Source organism: Pseudomonas kitaguniensis, assembly GCF_009296165.1.
Lineage (GTDB): Bacteria > Pseudomonadota > Gammaproteobacteria > Pseudomonadales > Pseudomonadaceae > Aquipseudomonas > Aquipseudomonas kitaguniensis.
Genome location: NZ_VUAZ01000132.1, coordinates 1 through 16,021, shown reverse-complemented (window position 1 = coordinate 16,021; position 16,021 = coordinate 1). Strand labels below are relative to the sequence as shown.

17 protein-coding genes and 1 pseudogene are annotated in these 16,021 nt (G+C 61.0%); 15 read left to right on the top strand and 3 right to left on the bottom strand.

The annotated features are described in order from the left end of the window. The first annotated feature begins 263 nt into the window (after nt 1–263). From F0169_RS21505 to F0169_RS21480, 6 genes and pseudogenes are all read left to right on the top strand, one after another. A pseudogene (locus F0169_RS21505) lies at nt 264–2,482 on the top strand (primosomal protein N'). Between the two features lie 110 nt (nt 2,483–2,592). After that, nucleotides 2,593–4,329, top strand: coding sequence for an arginine--tRNA ligase (gene argS / locus F0169_RS21500; protein ID WP_152747568.1), 1,737 nt, complete (start codon nt 2,593–2,595; stop codon nt 4,327–4,329). 1 nt (nt 4,330) lies between these two features. After that, the gene (locus F0169_RS21495) at nt 4,331–5,032 is read left to right on the top strand and encodes an SPOR domain-containing protein (RefSeq protein WP_058411831.1); all 702 of its coding nucleotides are present in this window, start codon (nt 4,331–4,333) and stop codon (nt 5,030–5,032) included. A gap of 246 nt (nt 5,033–5,278) precedes the next feature. Beyond that, nucleotides 5,279–5,809 carry an ATP-dependent protease subunit HslV gene (gene hslV / locus F0169_RS21490; protein ID WP_017738857.1) on the top strand — a complete coding sequence of 177 codons (531 nt, stop codon included), beginning with the start codon at nt 5,279–5,281 and terminating at the stop codon, nt 5,807–5,809. Nucleotides 5,810–5,847: 38 nt separating this feature from the next. After that, nucleotides 5,848–7,185 (top strand): ATP-dependent protease ATPase subunit HslU, encoded by a 1,338-nt coding sequence (hslU, locus tag F0169_RS21485; protein WP_058411832.1) that lies wholly within the window; start codon nt 5,848–5,850, stop codon nt 7,183–7,185. Between the two features lie 148 nt (nt 7,186–7,333). Further along, nucleotides 7,334–7,711 (top strand): gamma-butyrobetaine hydroxylase family protein, encoded by a 378-nt coding sequence (locus tag F0169_RS21480; protein ID WP_058411833.1) that lies wholly within the window; start codon nt 7,334–7,336, stop codon nt 7,709–7,711. Between the two features lie 189 nt (nt 7,712–7,900). Here the strand turns inward: F0169_RS21480 and F0169_RS21475 are convergent, their stop codons facing one another. From F0169_RS21475 to F0169_RS21465, 3 genes are all read right to left on the bottom strand, one after another. Next, the gene (locus F0169_RS21475) at nt 7,901–8,785 is read right to left on the bottom strand and encodes a phasin family protein (RefSeq protein ID WP_152747567.1); all 885 of its coding nucleotides are present in this window, start codon (nt 8,783–8,785) and stop codon (nt 7,901–7,903) included. 12 nt (nt 8,786–8,797) lie between these two features. Then, on the bottom strand, nt 8,798–9,220 hold the full coding sequence (locus tag F0169_RS21470) for a phasin family protein (protein WP_152747566.1): 423 nt from the start codon (nt 9,218–9,220) through the stop codon (nt 8,798–8,800). A 105-nt stretch (nt 9,221–9,325) separates the two neighbouring features. Beyond that, a complete protein-coding gene (locus F0169_RS21465; protein WP_058411835.1) occupies nt 9,326–9,601 on the bottom strand; it encodes a polyhydroxyalkanoic acid system family protein in 276 nt (91 codons plus the stop codon). Between the two features lie 144 nt (nt 9,602–9,745). Between F0169_RS21465 and ubiE the strand changes: the two genes are divergently transcribed. The 9 genes from ubiE to F0169_RS21420 are packed head-to-tail and all read left to right on the top strand — an operon-like array spanning nt 9,746 to nt 15,774. Beyond that, entirely contained in the window at nt 9,746–10,516 is a 771-nt protein-coding gene (ubiE, locus tag F0169_RS21460) for a bifunctional demethylmenaquinone methyltransferase/2-methoxy-6-polyprenyl-1,4-benzoquinol methylase UbiE (protein WP_058411836.1), read from the top strand. Beyond that, the gene (locus F0169_RS21455; protein ID WP_152747565.1) at nt 10,516–11,139 is read left to right on the top strand and encodes a ubiquinone biosynthesis accessory factor UbiJ; all 624 of its coding nucleotides are present in this window, start codon (nt 10,516–10,518) and stop codon (nt 11,137–11,139) included. The genes ubiE and F0169_RS21455 overlap by 1 nt, the downstream gene beginning before the upstream one ends. Next, nucleotides 11,136–12,740, top strand: a complete 1,605-nt coding sequence (ubiB, locus tag F0169_RS21450; RefSeq protein ID WP_058411838.1) for a ubiquinone biosynthesis regulatory protein kinase UbiB — start codon at nt 11,136–11,138, stop codon at nt 12,738–12,740. The genes F0169_RS21455 and ubiB overlap by 4 nt, the downstream gene beginning before the upstream one ends. A 41-nt stretch (nt 12,741–12,781) precedes the next feature. Then, nucleotides 12,782–13,174 (top strand): phosphoribosyl-AMP cyclohydrolase, encoded by a 393-nt coding sequence (gene hisI / locus F0169_RS21445; RefSeq protein ID WP_152747564.1) that lies wholly within the window; start codon nt 12,782–12,784, stop codon nt 13,172–13,174. A 2-nt stretch (nt 13,175–13,176) separates the two neighbouring features. Further along, nucleotides 13,177–13,509, top strand: a complete 333-nt coding sequence (locus F0169_RS21440) for a phosphoribosyl-ATP diphosphatase (protein WP_003209299.1) — start codon at nt 13,177–13,179, stop codon at nt 13,507–13,509. Between the two features lie 25 nt (nt 13,510–13,534). Further along, nucleotides 13,535–13,825, top strand: a complete 291-nt coding sequence (locus F0169_RS21435; RefSeq protein WP_058411839.1) for a twin-arginine translocase TatA/TatE family subunit — start codon at nt 13,535–13,537, stop codon at nt 13,823–13,825. Between the two features lie 10 nt (nt 13,826–13,835). Continuing rightward, complete coding sequence (gene tatB / locus F0169_RS21430) at nt 13,836–14,267, top strand: Sec-independent protein translocase protein TatB (RefSeq protein WP_058411840.1); 432 nt, start codon at nt 13,836–13,838, stop codon at nt 14,265–14,267. Then, on the top strand, nt 14,264–15,070 hold the full coding sequence (gene tatC, locus F0169_RS21425; RefSeq protein ID WP_152747563.1) for a twin-arginine translocase subunit TatC: 807 nt from the start codon (nt 14,264–14,266) through the stop codon (nt 15,068–15,070). The genes tatB and tatC overlap by 4 nt, the downstream gene beginning before the upstream one ends. Then, complete coding sequence (locus F0169_RS21420; protein ID WP_058411842.1) at nt 15,067–15,774, top strand: 16S rRNA (uracil(1498)-N(3))-methyltransferase; 708 nt, start codon at nt 15,067–15,069, stop codon at nt 15,772–15,774. The genes tatC and F0169_RS21420 overlap by 4 nt, the downstream gene beginning before the upstream one ends. Nucleotides 15,775–16,021: the final 247 nt, after the last annotated feature.

Genomic DNA, 16,021 nt, shown 5'->3' with positions numbered 1-16,021 from the left:
TTCATCAGAAAACCGGCCGCGCAGATGCCGGGGCGGGCTCCCAAGCAGAATGCAGTCAACTGTGGGTAAGCGGGGCTTGCTCGCGATAGCATCAACTCGGTATGCCTGATGCACCGAGGTGCCTGCATCGCGAGCAAGCCGCTCCCACAAAAGCGCTTCCCGCATTAATCACGATGGGCACACCGGAGACACGACACCTCCACCGCCGGTCTGCTAGTCTCCCGCCCCTGCGCCACCGCCTGCCTTTATATGAGACCCCTCGCGTGCCCGACGCCATTTTGCGCCTTGCCCTGCCCTCGCCCCTGCGCCGCCTGTTCGACTACCGGGCCCCGGCCGGCGTGCTGCGGGCGCAGTTGCAACCGGGCATGCGCGTGCGCGTGCCGTTTGGGCGCCGGGAAATGATCGGCATTCTGGTAGAAGTCGCCGACCACAGCGAAGTCCCGGCAGAAAAGCTCAAACCCGCCCTGGCCATCCTCGACGCCACACCGCCACTGCCGCCCGCGCTGTTCAAGTTGTGCCTGTGGACCGCCCAGTATTACCAGCACAGCCTGGGTGACACCTTGAGCTGGGCGCTGCCGGTGTTGTTGCGCCAGGGCGAGCTGGCCGAAGCACGCCAGGAACGCTTCTGGTCGATGGTGCCCGGCGCCCGCCTGGATGACCCGCGCATTGCCCGCGCGCCGCGCCAGCGTGAAGCGTTGGCGACGCTGGCGCAGCACCCGCATGGCGTCGCCCATCAGCTACTCAGCAAGCTGATGCTGAGCAAAGACAGCCTCGACCTGTTGCTTGCCAAGGGCCTGGTTCAGGTCGAAATCCGCAAGCATGCACCCAGCCCGCGCCACGAACACTGGCTGGCTCAGCCGGAGTTGCCGCTTAACCCCGAGCAACGCGCTGCCTATGAGGCGATCCGCGCGGGTTTCGACAGCTTCCACGCGTTCCTGCTGGCGGGTGTGACCGGCAGCGGCAAAACCGAAGTGTATTTGCAGCTTATCCGCGAAACCCTGCAGGGCGGCAAACAGGCCTTGGTGCTGATCCCCGAGATCAACCTCGGCCCGCAAACCCTGGCGCGTTTCGAACAGCGCTTCAACGCGCGTATCGCCCTGGTGCACTCGGCGGTCAACGACCGGGAACGCCTGGAGTCCTGGCTGGCGGCGCGGGACGGCGACGCCGACATTATTATCGGCACCCGTTCGGCGCTGTTTACGCCGATGAAGAACCCCGGGCTGATCATCATCGACGAGGAGCATGACGGCTCCTATAAACAGCAAGAAGGCCTGCGCTACCACGCCCGCGACTTGGCGCTGGTGCGCGCGCGCCAGGAAGACATTCCGATTGTGCTGGGCTCGGCCACGCCGTCCCTCGAAAGCCTGCACAACGCCTACACCGGGCGTTATGGGCTGCTGCGCCTGAATGAGCGCGCGGGGGGCGCCAAGCAACCCCGCTTCCTGCGCCTGGACGTAAAAAGCCGCCCGCTGGACAGCGGGATTCCGGGCCGATGCAGCAAGCCATCGGCCAGACCCTCGCCGCCGGCCAACAAGTATTGGTGTTTCTCAACCGCCGCGGGTTTGCGCCGACGCTGCTGTGCCATGACTGCGGCTGGATGTCTGAGTGTGAACGCTGCGATGCGCGGATGACCGTGCACCAGCGTCATGGCGAGTTGCGCTGCCACCACTGCGGCCACGTGGAGCGGGTGCCGCGCCACTGCCCGCAATGCGGCAAAGTCGACCTGCGCCCGGTGGGTGCCGGCACCGAGCGCGCCGAAGAACGCCTGGGCATTCTGTTCCCGGACTACCCCGTGCTGCGGGTCGACCGCGACAGCACCTCGCGTAAAGACGCAATGAACCAGCTGTTCGCGACCATTCAGAAGGGCCAACCGTGCATCCTGGTGGGCACGCAGATGCTTGCCAAAGGGCATCACTTCCCCCGGGTAACGCTGGTGTCGATCCTCGACGCGGACGGTGGTTTGTTCTCCGGGGATTTTCGCGCCAGCGAGCGCATGGCGCAGTTGATCGTGCAAGTCGCAGGCCGCGCCGGGCGTGCCGAAGAGCCGGGCAAGGTGATTATCCAGACCCACTTGGCCGACCACCCGCTGCTGATTCAGTTGACCGAACAAGGCTACTTCGCCTTTGCCGAACAGGCATTGAGCGAGCGCCGCTCGGCCGGGCTGCCGCCGTTTGCGCATTTGGCCTTGCTGCGCGCCGAAGCCCACAAACCGGGGCAGGCCGAAAGTTTTTTGGATGAGGCGTGCAGCGCGGCCGAACGTTTGCTCGGCGAATTGGGTCTGACCGGCATCGAGCTGCTCGGCCCGGTGCCCGCGCCCATGGAGCGCCGTGCCGGGCGTTATCGCGCTCAGCTACTGCTGCAGGCCACCTCGCGCGCACCGCTGCATCGGCTGTTGAGTAGCTGGTTGCTTGCCCTGGAGCAAATGCCCAGCGGCCGGCAAGTGCGATGGTCACTGGATGTAGACCCGGTAGATTTGTATTAAGCCCGGCCACAGGTCCCGCGAAGGTTGGCAAGCCCGCCCTCGCCACGGATAATGCCGAGCTTTTCCACCTGCGCATTGCGCGCCGCCGCTTGCGGCCGAAAGAGAACACCATGAAAGACACCATTCGCCAGCTGATCCAACAAGCCATCACCCAACTCGTCAATGAAGGTGTGTTGCCTGAAGGCCTGACGCCGGCGATCCAGGTGGAAAACACCCGCGACAAGACCCACGGCGACTTTGCCAGCAACATCGCGATGATGTTGGCCAAGCCGGCAGGCCTGAAGCCACGCGACCTGGCCGAGAAAATCATCGCCGCGCTGCCTGCTGACGAGAGCGTCACCAAGGCCGACATCGCCGGCCCTGGCTTCATCAACTTCTTCCAGAACACCCAAGCCCTGGCGTCGCGCCTGGACGCGGCCCTGGCCGACGCCAACATCGGCGTGCGCAAGGCCGGCCCGTTGCAGCGCGTGGTCGTTGACCTGTCGGCACCCAACCTGGCCAAAGAGATGCACGTGGGCCACCTGCGTTCGACCATTATTGGCGACGGCGTGGCGCGGGTGCTGGAGTTCCTTGGCGATACCGTGATCCGTCAAAACCATGTGGGCGACTGGGGCACCCAGTTCGGCATGTTGATGGCTTACCTGCAGGAAAACCCGATCACCAGCAACGAGCTGGCCGACCTCGAAAACTTCTACCGCGCCGCGAAGAAGCGCTTCGACGACTCCGCAGAATTCGCCGAACGCGCCCGTGGCCTGGTGGTCAAGCTGCAAGCCGGTGACGAGGAATGCCTGGCGCTGTGGGGCCGGTTCCGCGAGATCTCGCTGTCGCACTGCCAGGAAATCTACCAACTGCTCAACGTTAAATTGAGCATGGCCGACGTGATGGGCGAAAGCGCCTACAACGACGACCTGATCAACGTGGTCAACGACCTCAAGGCCAAAGGCCTGTTGGTCGAGAGCAACGGCGCGCAGTGCGTGTTCCTAGAAGAATTCAAGAATGCCGACGGCGAGCCGCTGCCGGTGATCATCGTCAAGGCCGATGGCGGTTACCTCTACGCCACCACCGACCTGGCGGCCGTGCGCTACCGCAGTGGCGTGCTCAAGGCGGATCGCGCGCTGTATTTTGTCGACCAGCGCCAGGCCCTGCACTTCCAGCAAGTGTTCGAAGTGGCACGTCGCGCGGGTTTCGTCACCCACCCGATGCACATGGAACACATGGGTTTCGGCACCATGAACGGCGCCGACGGCCGCCCGTTCAAAACCCGCGACGGCGGCACCGTAAAGCTGATCGACCTGCTGAACGAAGCCCAGGAACGTGCCTACAGCCTGGTCAAGGAAAAGAACCCGGAACTGGCCGAAGCCGACCTGCGCAACATCGCCCGCGTAGTGGGGATTGGGGCGGTAAAATACGCCGACCTGTCCAAGCACCGCACCAGCGACTACAGCTTCAACTTCGAATTGATGCTCAATTTTGAAGGCAACACCGCGCCGTACCTGCTTTACGCTTACACCCGCGTGGCCGGTGTGTTCCGCAAGCTGGGCAAGGACTTCAGCGAAGTCCAGGGCCAAATCAACCTTGAAGCGCCACATGAACAGGAACTGGCGGCCAAACTCGCGCAGTTCGGCGAAGTGCTGAACAGCGTCAGCGACAAAGGCACGCCGCATATTCTCTGCACCTATTTGTACGAAGTAGCGGGTTTGTTCTCAAGCTTCTACGAGAACTGCCCGATCCTCACCGCCGACGACGAAGCTCAGAAGCACAGTCGCCTGCGCCTCGCCGCACTGGCTGGACGGACCCTCAAGCAAGGCCTGGAACTGTTAGGCCTGGAAACTCTGGAGCGTATGTAAGTTGGCTGCCAAGAAAAAACCTGCACCCAAGCGCGGCGCGAGCCGCTACCAGGCACCGGCAAAGAAGCCTATTCCAGGCTGGCTGTGGATGGCCATCGGCCTGGCGGTCGGTGCGTTTGTAGTCATTCTGATGAAGCTGGAGCCGGGCAAGGGCGATGACGTCAAACGCGTCAAGCAAGAGCAGCAGAAGGCCAGCAAAATGGCCGAAGCCAACAAGACGGCGCCTAGCCCGACCGCTCCGGTTAAGCCCAAGTACGACTTCTACACGCTGCTGCCGGAATCGGAAGTGATCGTGCCGCCGGACGCGGTGCCGGAGAAAACCCTGCCGACGCCGCAAGTGCCGACCACCCCGGTAACGCCAGCCGAAGCGGCGAAAATCGACACCGCGCGGGCGCAAGCTGCGTTGGCCGGGATCACCCCGCCGCCAGCGCCGCCGGTTGCGGCCACCAAGGCGGCGCCGGTGACCAAGTTCTTCCTGCAGGCGGGTTCGTTCCCGAAACAGGCGGATGCGGATCGCGTGCGGGCGCAGATCATTCTGTTGGGCCAGGCGGTGACGGTGGAGTCCGGCACGGTCAAGGAAGCGACCTGGTATCGCGTGTTGGTAGGACCGTTCAGCAACCGTGAGCAGTTGACGGTGGCACAGAAACAACTGGCGGGCGCAGGGTTTAGTAACCTGTTGTTACAACAACGCCAGAGCCGCTGATTCAGGCTAAAACAGGTAAACATGTGGGAGGGGGCTTGCTCCCGATAGCCGTAGATCAGTCACTATTTTCAGTGACTGCCACACCGCCATCGGGAGCAAGCCCCCTCCCACCGTTGGTTTTGGGCTGTTCTGAAAAGTGTGGCAGCCGTGTAAACCCGCTCCCGTCCTACGGTTGAAATCCCCCTCAGTACCCCCATATCAGTTTCCATCAGGGCATTTTCGCCCCGCTGCGTGGAGACTCTCCCCTTGACCACCATCGTTTCAGTACGTCGCCACGGCAAAGTCGTCATGGGCGGCGACGGCCAGGTTTCCCTTGGCAACACCGTGATGAAAGGCAACGCCAAAAAAGTGCGTCGCCTGTACCACGGCCAGGTGCTTGCGGGCTTTGCCGGCGCCACTGCCGACGCATTCACCCTGTTCGAGCGCTTCGAAGGTCAGCTGGAAAAACACCAGGGCCACCTGGTTCGCGCTGCCGTCGAACTCGCCAAAGAATGGCGCACCGACCGCTCACTCAGCCGCCTCGAAGCCATGCTCGCGGTCGCCAACAAAGACGCGTCCCTGATCATCACCGGCAACGGTGACGTGGTTGAGCCGGAAAACGGCCTGATCGCCATGGGCTCCGGCGGTGGTTACGCGCAAGCTGCGGCCAGCGCACTGTTGAAGAAAACCGACCTGTCGGCCCGCGAAATCGTCGAGACTGCCTTGGGCATTGCTGGCGACATTTGCGTGTTCACCAACCACAATCTGACCATTGAGGAGCAGGACCTCGCCGAGTAAGCCGTAGGCTTATTTGCGCTTGAGGGCCGCCAAACACTATGTCCATGACTCCCCGCGAAATCGTCCATGAACTTAATCGCCATATCATCGGCCAGGACGATGCCAAGCGCGCCGTTGCCATTGCGCTGCGTAACCGCTGGCGCCGGATGCAACTGCCTGAAGAACTGCGCGTTGAAGTAACCCCGAAAAACATCCTGATGATCGGCCCTACCGGCGTCGGTAAAACCGAGATTGCGCGGCGCCTGGCCAAGCTGGCCAACGCCCCGTTCATCAAGGTTGAAGCCACCAAGTTCACCGAAGTGGGCTATGTGGGCCGCGACGTCGAGTCGATCATTCGCGACCTGGCCGACGCCGCGCTGAAGCTGCTGCGCGAACAGGAAATGACCAAGGTCAGCCACCGCGCCGAAGACGCCGCCGAAGAGCGCATTCTTGACGCCCTGCTGCCACCGGCGCGCATGGGGTTTAACGAAGACGCCGCACCGGCCTCCGATTCCAATACGCGTCAGCTGTTCCGCAAGCGCCTGCGCGAAGGCCAGCTGGACGACAAGGAAATCGAGATCGAAGTCGCCGAAGTGTCCGGCGTCGACATCTCCGCGCCGCCCGGCATGGAAGAAATGACCAGCCAGTTGCAGAACCTGTTCGCCAACATGGGCAAGGGCAAGAAAAAAAGCCGCAAGCTCAAGGTCAAGGACGCGCTGAAACTGGTGCGTGACGAAGAAGCCGGGCGCCTGGTCAATGACGAAGAGCTCAAAGCCAAGGCGCTGGAAGCGGTCGAGCAACACGGCATCGTGTTTATCGATGAGATCGACAAGGTGGCCAAGCGCGGTAATTCCGGCGGTGTCGACGTGTCGCGCGAGGGCGTACAGCGCGACCTGCTGCCGCTGATCGAAGGCTGTACGGTGAACACCAAGCTGGGCATGGTCAAGACCGACCACATCCTGTTTATCGCCTCCGGCGCGTTCCACCTGAGCAAGCCAAGCGATTTGGTGCCGGAGCTGCAAGGCCGCCTGCCGATTCGCGTGGAACTCAAGGCGCTGACCCCGGGCGACTTCGAGCGCATCCTCAGCGAACCGCACGCCTCGCTCACCGAGCAGTACCGTGAGCTGCTGAAAACCGAAGGCCTGGCCATCGAGTTCCTGCCGGAAGGCATCAAGCGTCTGGCCGAGATCGCCTGGCAGGTTAACGAGAAAACCGAGAACATCGGTGCGCGCCGCCTGCACACCTTGCTTGAGCGCCTGCTTGAGGAAGTGTCGTTCAGCGCTGGCGACATGGCCGGTTCGCAGAATGGCGAAGCGATCAAGATCGACGCCGACTACGTCAACAGCCACTTGGGCGAATTGGCGCAGAACGAAGACCTGTCGCGTTATATCCTGTAAGCCTCACTCAGGACCGCTTTGCTTTACTGTGGGAGCGGGCTTGCTCGCGAATGCGCTGTATCAGTATCAGAGGTGCTGACTGACACACCGTATTCGCGAGCAAGCCCGCTCCCACAGTTTTGAGCCGGTTCCTTCAGGATCATCTGCAATGTCGAAATTCCCCACTGCTGTAAACCTGCACAAAGCCTCTAACACCCTCGGGCTCACCTACAGCCCCGATGAGGCCTACCAATTACCCGCCGAGCTGCTGCGCGTGCATTCGCCGTCCGCCGAGGTGCAGGGCCACGGCAAGCCGATCCTGCAATTCGGCAAGCTCAACGTACGGTTGATCAAGATAGAACCGGCTGGTCAGTACGCACTGAAATTGACCTTTGACGACGGGCATGACAGCGGCTTGTTCACTTGGGACTACCTTTACCAACTGGCCGTGCGCCAGGAAGCGCTGTGGGCCGATTACCTGGCTGAACTCAAAGCGGCCGGCAAAACCCGCGACCCGAGTCAGTCGGTCGTGCGGCTGATGCTTTAGCGCAGGCGTGTTCCTGTTCAAAGGGCATTTTCTAATCTCGTCTGCTTGAATGCCCCGTCGCGTGGTCAATGATTGGCCCACTTGCGAAAAAATTTCGCGAGCAAGCCCGCTCCCACATTTGAACGCATTCTGCATGCAAAAAAATGCCCGACCTTTGCAGGCCGGGCATTTTTTGTAGCCTGAAAAAAATCAGGACTGACTGGATGGCGTCGGGGTTACCGGCGATGCAGTCGGGGTAGCACCAGCGTGTGTCGGCGCGGACGCCGAGTTGGCTGTTGAAGCAGCCGGTGCCGGGGTTGCAGGTTTGGCCGCTGCAGCAGGCTTTTTGGCCGCTGCTGGCTTCTTCGCAGCGGCAGGTTTTGCCGCTGGCTTGGCTGCTGCAGGTTTTGCTGCAGCAGGCTTGGCCGCTGCGGTTTTAGCGGCGGGTTTCGCAGCCGCCTTGGCCGCAGGTTTAGCCGCTGGCTTGGTAGCCGCTTTAGCGGCCACTGGCTTGGCGGCAGGTTTTGCCGCTGCAGTTTTGGCGGCCGGTGTTGCCGCAGGTTTTGCCGCAGCCTTGACCGAAGGTTTTGCAGCCGCTTTAACCAAAGGCTTGGCCGACGTTTTCGCAGCGGGTTTTGCCGCTGCGGTTTTAGCCGCCGGCTTGGCAGCAGGTTTAGCCGCAGCAGTTTTAACCGGGGCCGCTTTGGCGCCCGTGAGTTTTTCGATTTGCCTGGTCAGGGTATCGACCTTGCTGTGCAGCGTCTTCAGTTCAGCCTTGCTCGGTACGCCGAGTCGCGAAATGGCACTATTGAAGCGCTTGTCGAACGTTTCTTCCAACTTGCCCCACGTGTCAGAAAGGCTGGACTTGGCGGAACCGGCAGTTGCCTTGGCCGCGTCAACTTTTTTACCCACTGTACTCTTGGTCAACTTCTCGGCCTTCTCGCCGTCCTTGACCAACGTCTCGAAGTATTTACCGCCGTCACTGCTAACCTTCGAGTACACGCCTAAACCAGCAAGCCAGATCTTGCGGGAATATTTTTCAACTTCCCCGACCCACGAGCTGCTTTCTTTCTGAGTAGTCTTTTTAACAGCCATCCGGATGTCTCCTTAGTGTTTACGCGCGACACGTTTCAGCAATGCCGTCAGCTCTTCGAGCTTAGCAGAGAGTGTCCCAACATCATGTTTAGACGCAATGCCAAGCCGATTCAAGGCACTGGCAACACGCGTGTCAAAGGCGCACTCAACTTTATCCAGTTGAACTTCAACCACGCCGTTGATGCTTGAGACATTACTCTTTACTTGATCAATCTGACTGTTGGCGGCATCAAGTTGTTCAACCGCAACTTTTTTGTCTTTACTTTCAACATGTTGACCCGCACTAACGCGCTCTTTGAAGTACTCGCCGCCTTCGCTGCCGACCTTGGCACAGGCGCCAAACCCGGCCAGCCAGATCTTGCGGGCATAGTTTTTAACGTCACTAACGGGGGGTGGCTTGAACGTCGATTTTTTCTTCAGAATAACCTTGGCCATGGTGCATCTCACTCAAAATGGGCTGGAGCAACGGGCCGCCGAACTTGAGGGTTTGGGCACAACCCAGGCTGAACAATTAGAATCGGCCCCCTAAGCACACCCCGGTCAGGCCAGTGTCTTATCCAGGGCTTTCTCGATTTCGGACTTGAGGGTGCCACTCATGGCCGACATCAACAGGCCCAATTCAACCTCAATGCGCAGTGAATCTTCGGCGACCAATACCGTGCCCTTAACCCCCGAGCGCTTAAGGTTCAAGGTATCGCCCGACCACGACGGCTCAAGGCCATAGCGTTCCTTGAGTTTGCTCGCCAACTTCTCGGCCTTTGCGCGTGCGCCTGCTTTACCCAAGGTATGCGCACGTTCAACGGTAATACGCGCCATTACAATGACTCCTCTTTATAGCGACTGGAACACCTGCCATGCGGCAAAAAACCTCGGTGACCGTCTATCTTACCTTCAGCCTTGCCAAGACAAAGCAGGCCTTGGGGATTATCATGTGGCGCATTCTCTTTTGGTGACAGCGATATGACTGATCAGCGCAAAGGCAGCGATGCCGAACCCACCACTCACTTCGGCTTCAAGAATGTTCCGGAAAGCCAGAAAGCGGAAAAAGTCGCTGAGGTGTTTCATTCCGTAGCCGCCAAGTACGACCTGATGAACGACGTGCTGTCGGGCGGCATGCACCGCCTGTGGAAGCGTTTTACCATCGAACTGTCGGGCGTACGCACCGGCAACCGCGTGCTGGATATTGCTGGCGGTACGGGCGATCTGGCCGCCAAGTTTTCCAAACTCGTCGGCCCAACCGGCCAGGTCGTGCTGGCCGACATCAACGGCTCGATGCTCAAGGTCGGCCGCGACCGCCTGCTGGATAAAGGCGTGGCCGGCAACATCGAATTCGTCCAGGCCGACGCTGAAAAGCTGCCGTTCCCGGACAACCACTTCGACTGCGTGACCATCGCCTTTGGCCTGCGCAACGTCACCCACAAAGAGGACGCTATTCGCTCGATGCTGCGCGTGCTCAAGCCGGGTGGCCGCCTGTTGGTGCTGGAGTTTTCCAAGCCGACCAACGCGCTGATGTCCAAGGTTTACGACACTTACTCGTTCGCCTTCATGCCGTTGATGGGCAAGCTGATCACCAATGACGCCGAGAGCTACCGCTACCTCGCCGAATCGATCCGCATGCACCCCAACCAGGAAACCTTGAAGTCGATGATGGTGGAGGCCGGTTTTGACCGCGTGACCTACCACAACATGACTTCGGGCATTGTCGCCCTGCACCGCGGCATCAAACCCTGATGCTGTTCGCAGGCCTCCTCGCCAGCGTAGAACACGGCCTCAACCGTGTGCTGCGCCTGGACAGCACCGCCCTGGCGCGGCTGGCGCACTTGAATGGCAAGATCATTGCCGTCGACTGCACCAGCCCCGCCTTGCAGCTGTTTATTCTGCCCAGCGATGAAGGCCTGCTGCTCGCGACCCAGTGGGCCGCCGAGGCCGACTGCACCCTGCGCGCGCCGGCTTCAAGCCTGTTGCACCTGGCGCTGAGCCGCAACAAAAGCGCCATCCTGCACAGCCCCGAAGTGGCGCTGGAAGGCGACAGCGCGGTGCTGATGGAATTGGCCGCCGTGCTGCAAGACCTGGAACTGGATTGGGAATACGAGCTGTCGCGCTGGCTCGGCCCGGTGGCCACCCAGTTGATCAGCGGCCACCTGCGCAGCCGCGCGCGCTGGTACCAGCAAGGGTTCGCCAGCCTCAACCAGAACCTCGCCGAATACCTGAGCGAAGAATCGCGCACCCTGGTCGGAGAACGCGAAGCGCAAGCGCGCTTTCGTGAACTCGACAAGGCCAAAATCGACCTGGAACGCCTTGAGGCCCGCTTCGAGCGCTTGAGCCGTTCCCTTGATCCAAGCGATAACGCATGAAGCTGCTCGCCGTCCGCCGTTTGTTTCGTATCCAGCGCGTCGTAATCCGCTACCGCCTTGATGACCTGCTGTTCGCCCTGCCCTTGCCGTGGTTCCTGCTGGCGGTGCGCTATGTGCTGCCGTGGCGCTGGTTGCCGCGCAAAGCGCTGACGTTGAGCCGTGGTGCACGCGTGCGCCTGGCCTTGCAGGACCTTGGGCCGATTTTTATCAAGTTCGGGCAAATCCTCTCGACTCGCCGCGACTTGCTGCCCGAAGACATCGCCGACGAGCTGATGCTGTTGCAGGACCGCGTGCCGCCGTTTGATTCGCAACAGTCGATGAAGCTGATCGAAGAGCAGTTGGGCAAGAAAATCAGCGAAGTGTTCAGCCGTTTTGATGTTGCCCCGCTGGCCTCGGCCTCGGTGGCGCAAGTGCACGCAGCGCAGCTCAAGACTGGCGAAGAAGTGGTGGTGAAGGTGATTCGCCCCGGCCTCAAGCCGATTATCGGCCAGGACCTGGCGTGGCTGTTTATTCTTGCCCGCGCCGCCGAGCGCTTCTCCGCTGACGCACGCTTGCTGCACCCGGTGGACGTGGTCGCCGACTACGAAAAAACCATCTACGACGAACTCGACCTGCTGCGCGAAGCAGCCAACGCCAGCCAGCTCAAGCGCAATTTCGAAGGCTCGCAGTTGCTGTACGTGCCGCAAGTGTATTGGGACTGGTGCCGCCCCAAAGTGCTGGTGATGGAGCGTATCTACGGCGTTCAGGTTACCGATCTCGCGACCCTGGCCGACCAGCGCACCGACATGAAAATGCTTGCCGAACGCGGCGTCGAGATTTTCTTCACCCAAGTGTTCCGCGACAGCTTCTTCCACGCCGACATGCACCCCGGCAACATTTTTGTCAGCACCGTTAACCCGTGGAGCCCGCAGTACATCGCGATCGACTGCGGCATCGTCGGCAGCCTGACCCCGGAAGACCAGGACTACCTGGCGCGCAACCTGTTTGCCTTCTTCAAGCGCGACTACCGCCGCGTCGCGCAACTGCACATTGATTCGGGTTGGGTGCCGGCTGAAACCAAACTCAACGAGTTCGAAGCGGCGATCCGCACGGTGTGCGAGCCGATCTTTGAAAAACCGTTAAAAGATATTTCCTTCGGTCAGGTGCTGATGCGCCTGTTCCAGACCGCGCGGCGCTTCAATATGGAAGTGCAACCGCAGTTGGTACTGTTGCAAAAAACCCTGCTCAACATCGAAGGCCTGGGCCGCCAGTTGTACCCGGACCTCGACCTGTGGAAGACCGCCCAGCCGTTCCTCGAACGCTGGATGCGCGAACGCGTCAGCCCGAAAACCCTGCTGGGCAACCTGCAAAGCCAGGTCGAACAACTGCCGCACCTGGCCAACATGACCCGCGACCTGCTGGAGCGCATGTCCCAGCCGCACGCCAAAGACCCCGCGCCGCCCTGGCAAAAGCGCAAGGACGATTGGTTCCTGCGCCTGCTCGGCGCCGCGCACCTGGTCGGCGGCGTGATGCTGGCCATCGGTGGGCCGCTGAATCAATTGGGCCACTGGCCGGCCGGGATCATGGTCGCCGTGGGTGTTTATCTGATCGTGCGTCGATAGCCGATCCGGTTATACACTGTCGCAAATTGCCGGAGCCGAACATGAAAGACTGGCTGGACGAGATCAAGTGGGACAGTGACGGCCTGGTGCCGGCCATTGCCCAGGACTACAAGACCGGGCGCGTGCTGATGATGGCCTGGGTGAACCGCGAGGCCCTGAGCCTCACCGCCACTGAGCAGCGCGCCATTTACTGGTCACGCTCGCGTGGCAAACTGTGGCGCAAGGGCGAAGAGTCCGGGCACGTGCAAACCCTGCACGAGATGCGCATCGACTGCGACGCCGATGTGGTGATTCTCAAGGTCGAACAAATCGGCGACATCGCCTGTCACACAGGGCGTCACAGCTGCTTCTACCGCGTGTTCGAGAACGGCGAGTGGAAGGTAGTCGAGCCGGTGCTCAAAGACCCGCACGCCATTTATTCGGCAGGACACTGAACATGAGCGATACCCTGAACCGTGTGGCCCAAGTGCTGGAAGACCGCAAAGGTGCGGACGCCGACAGCTCTTATGTCGCCAGCCTGTACCACAAGGGCCTGAACAAAATTCTGGAAAAACTCGGCGAAGAATCTGTCGAGACGATCATCGCCGCCAAAGACGCTCAGATCAGCGGCGACTGCAGCGATGTCATCTACGAAACCGCCGATTTATGGTTCCACAGTCTGGTCATGCTCGCCCAACTGGGGCAGCATCCGCAGGCAGTGCTGGATGAACTGGACCGTCGCTTCGGCTTGTCCGGGCATGCCGAAAAGGCCTCGCGCCCGTCCGCCTGAATAACTTTCACAGAGGAATTGCAGCATGGGCATTTTTGACTGGAAACACTGGATCGTCATTCTGGTGGTGGTTGTTCTGGTGTTCGGCACCAAAAAACTCAAGAACCTGGGCACCGACGTGGGCGAGTCGATCAAGGGCTTTCGTAAAGCCATGAACGATGACGAAAAACCCGCCGACCCGGTGGTTAACCCCGTGGTTAACCCAGCGCCGCCGGTGCAGCCCGTGCACCCGCAGGCCACCCAGCCGATCCCCGAGCGTCGCACCTTTGACGTACAGGCTGAAAAAGTCCAAGAGCCGACCCGCAAAGACTCGTGAGCACTGACTAATGTTTGGTATCAGCTTCTCTGAACTGCTGCTTGTCGGCCTCGTCGCCCTGCTGGTGCTGGGGCCGGAACGCCTGCCCGGTGCCGCGCGCACTGCTGGCTTGTGGATCGGGCGCCTGAAACGCAGTTTCAACGCCATCAAAGATGAAGTTGAACGGGAAATCGGCGCCGACGATATTCGCCGCCAGTTGCACAACGAACATATCCTTTCGTTGGAGCAGGAAGCGCGCAAAATGCTGTCTCCGGTGAATGAGCCGGGCAAATCGGCCGCGCCAGTCGCCGAGCACAGCATCGCGCCGCCTCCCGTGGCCGAGGTTTTACCGGTGGCGGAACAGCCGCCGGCACCGCCCGCACCCGCCCCGACAGAGCCAGCGCCGGCGCCTATCGCGCCGCCCGCTCCCCATGACCCTACACTGCCGCCGCGAGCCCCATGAGCGCTGATAAACCGGAAAACGACCAGCACATGCCACTGGTCTCGCACCTCACCGAGCTGCGCACCCGCCTGCTGCGCTGCATAGCGGCGATCTTCATCATATTTGCCGGGTTGTTTGCCTTTACCCAGCAGATCTACACCTTCGTCTCCACGCCGCTGCGCCAGTACCTGCCGGCCGGTGCGACGATGATTGCCACCGACGTGTCGTCGCCGTTCCTGACGCCGCTGAAGTTGACGATGATGGTCTCGCTGTTCCTGGCGATCCCGGTGATCCTGCACCAGATCTGGGGGTTTATCGCACCGGGTTTGTACAAGCATGAAAAACGCATCGCCGTGCCATTGCTGGTGTCGAGCATCTTGCTGTTCTACACCGGCATGGCCTTCGCGTACTTCCTGGTGTTCCCGCTGATCTTCAAATTTTTCGCCGCCGCCACCCCGGCCGGCGTAGAAATGATGACCGACATCACCAGCTACCTCGACTTCGTGATGACGTTGTTCTTCGCCTTTGGCGTGGCCTTCGAAATCCCGGTTGCCGTGGTGCTGTTAGTGTGGATCGGCGTGGTCGACGTCAAGTACCTGAAAAAAATCCGCCCTTACGTGATCATCGGCTGCTTCGTGGTCGGCATGATCCTTACGCCGCCGGACATCTTCTCGCAGACCCTGCTGGCCGTGCCGATGTGGATGCTGTTCGAGATCGGCATTCTGTTCAGCGGTTTGATCAGCAAGCGTGGCGATCACCCCGATGACCAACCCGCCGATGCCGACCCAGACCCGGACGACCAGCCGCCAGCGACCCAGCCGTGAACCTGCTGCTGCTTGAGGAGGCGGACTTTATCGCGGCCGACCGGGTGATCCTGCGTGATCGGCGCCTGGTGCATATGCAGGACGTCCACCGTGCGGCGGTCGGCGACAGCCTGCGCGTCGGCCGCATTGGCGGGTTGATGGGCACTGCGCAACTGCTGCGCCTGGAAGCATCTGAGGCCGAGCTGCAAGTGCGCCTCGACCAGCCGCCGCCGGCCAAGCTCCCGCTGACCCTGCTGCTGGCCCTGCCGCGCCCGAAGATGCTGCGCCGCGTGCTGCAAACCGTGGCGGCGATGGGCGTACCGAAGGTGGTGCTGGTCAACAGCTACCGCGTGGAAAAGAGCTTTTGGCAAACGCCGTTTCTGGAGCCCGAGGCGATCCGCGAGCAACTGATTTTGGGTTTGGAGCAGTCGCGAGACACGCTGCTGCCGGAAATCGTCATCGAAAAACGCTTCAAGCCGTTTGTTGAAGATCGCCTGCCGGCTATGACCGAAGGCACCCTCGGACTGATCGGTCACCCCGGTGATTACCCGGCTTGCCCGCGTGGGCTGAATGAACCGGTCACCCTGGCCATCGGCCCGGAAGGTGGCTGGATTCCCTACGAAGTAGAGTTGCTGGCAAAGGCTGGCATGCAGCCCGTGCAATTGGGCGCGCGCATCCTGCGCGTCGAAACCGCCGTAACCGCCCTGCTCGCCCGCCTGTTCTAACCTGTGGGAAGGGGTTTGCTCCTGATTGCGGTCTGCCTGTGCAAAATGTGCTGACTGACCCGCCGCAATCGGGAGCAAGCCCCCTCCCACAGTTTTGACCAGGTTCAGCCAGCCCACTCTCCAATATGCCGGTGGTGGGTTTGGGGCTGGAAACAGATGGCCTGATTAATACACAGAGCCCCCTCCCACAGTTTTGACTCAGGTTCAGGCCAGCCCACTCTCCAATATGCTGGTGATGGGTTTAGGG

Excerpts from the sequence above, each read along its gene's own strand:
- ubiB (WP_058411838.1), top strand. The coding sequence starts at position 11,136 with ATGAAGCTGCTCGCCGTCCGCCGTTTGTTTCGTATCCAGCGCGTCGTA.
- argS (WP_152747568.1), top strand. The coding sequence starts at position 2,593 with ATGAAAGACACCATTCGCCAGCTGATCCAACAAGCCATCACCCAACTC.
- ubiE (WP_058411836.1), top strand. The coding sequence starts at position 9,746 with ATGACTGATCAGCGCAAAGGCAGCGATGCCGAACCCACCACTCACTTC.
- hslU (WP_058411832.1), top strand. The coding sequence starts at position 5,848 with ATGTCCATGACTCCCCGCGAAATCGTCCATGAACTTAATCGCCATATC.
- F0169_RS21455 (WP_152747565.1), top strand. The coding sequence starts at position 10,516 with ATGCTGTTCGCAGGCCTCCTCGCCAGCGTAGAACACGGCCTCAACCGT.
- F0169_RS21470 (WP_152747566.1), bottom strand. The coding sequence starts at position 9,220 with ATGGCCAAGGTTATTCTGAAGAAAAAATCGACGTTCAAGCCACCCCCC.
- F0169_RS21435 (WP_058411839.1), top strand. The coding sequence starts at position 13,535 with ATGGGCATTTTTGACTGGAAACACTGGATCGTCATTCTGGTGGTGGTT.
- tatC (WP_152747563.1), top strand. The coding sequence starts at position 14,264 with ATGAGCGCTGATAAACCGGAAAACGACCAGCACATGCCACTGGTCTCG.
- F0169_RS21465 (WP_058411835.1), bottom strand. The coding sequence starts at position 9,601 with ATGGCGCGTATTACCGTTGAACGTGCGCATACCTTGGGTAAAGCAGGC.
- hisI (WP_152747564.1), top strand. The coding sequence starts at position 12,782 with ATGAAAGACTGGCTGGACGAGATCAAGTGGGACAGTGACGGCCTGGTG.
- F0169_RS21475 (WP_152747567.1), bottom strand. The coding sequence starts at position 8,785 with ATGGCTGTTAAAAAGACTACTCAGAAAGAAAGCAGCTCGTGGGTCGGG.
- tatB (WP_058411840.1), top strand. The coding sequence starts at position 13,836 with ATGTTTGGTATCAGCTTCTCTGAACTGCTGCTTGTCGGCCTCGTCGCC.
- F0169_RS21440 (WP_003209299.1), top strand. The coding sequence starts at position 13,177 with ATGAGCGATACCCTGAACCGTGTGGCCCAAGTGCTGGAAGACCGCAAA.
- F0169_RS21480 (WP_058411833.1), top strand. The coding sequence starts at position 7,334 with ATGTCGAAATTCCCCACTGCTGTAAACCTGCACAAAGCCTCTAACACC.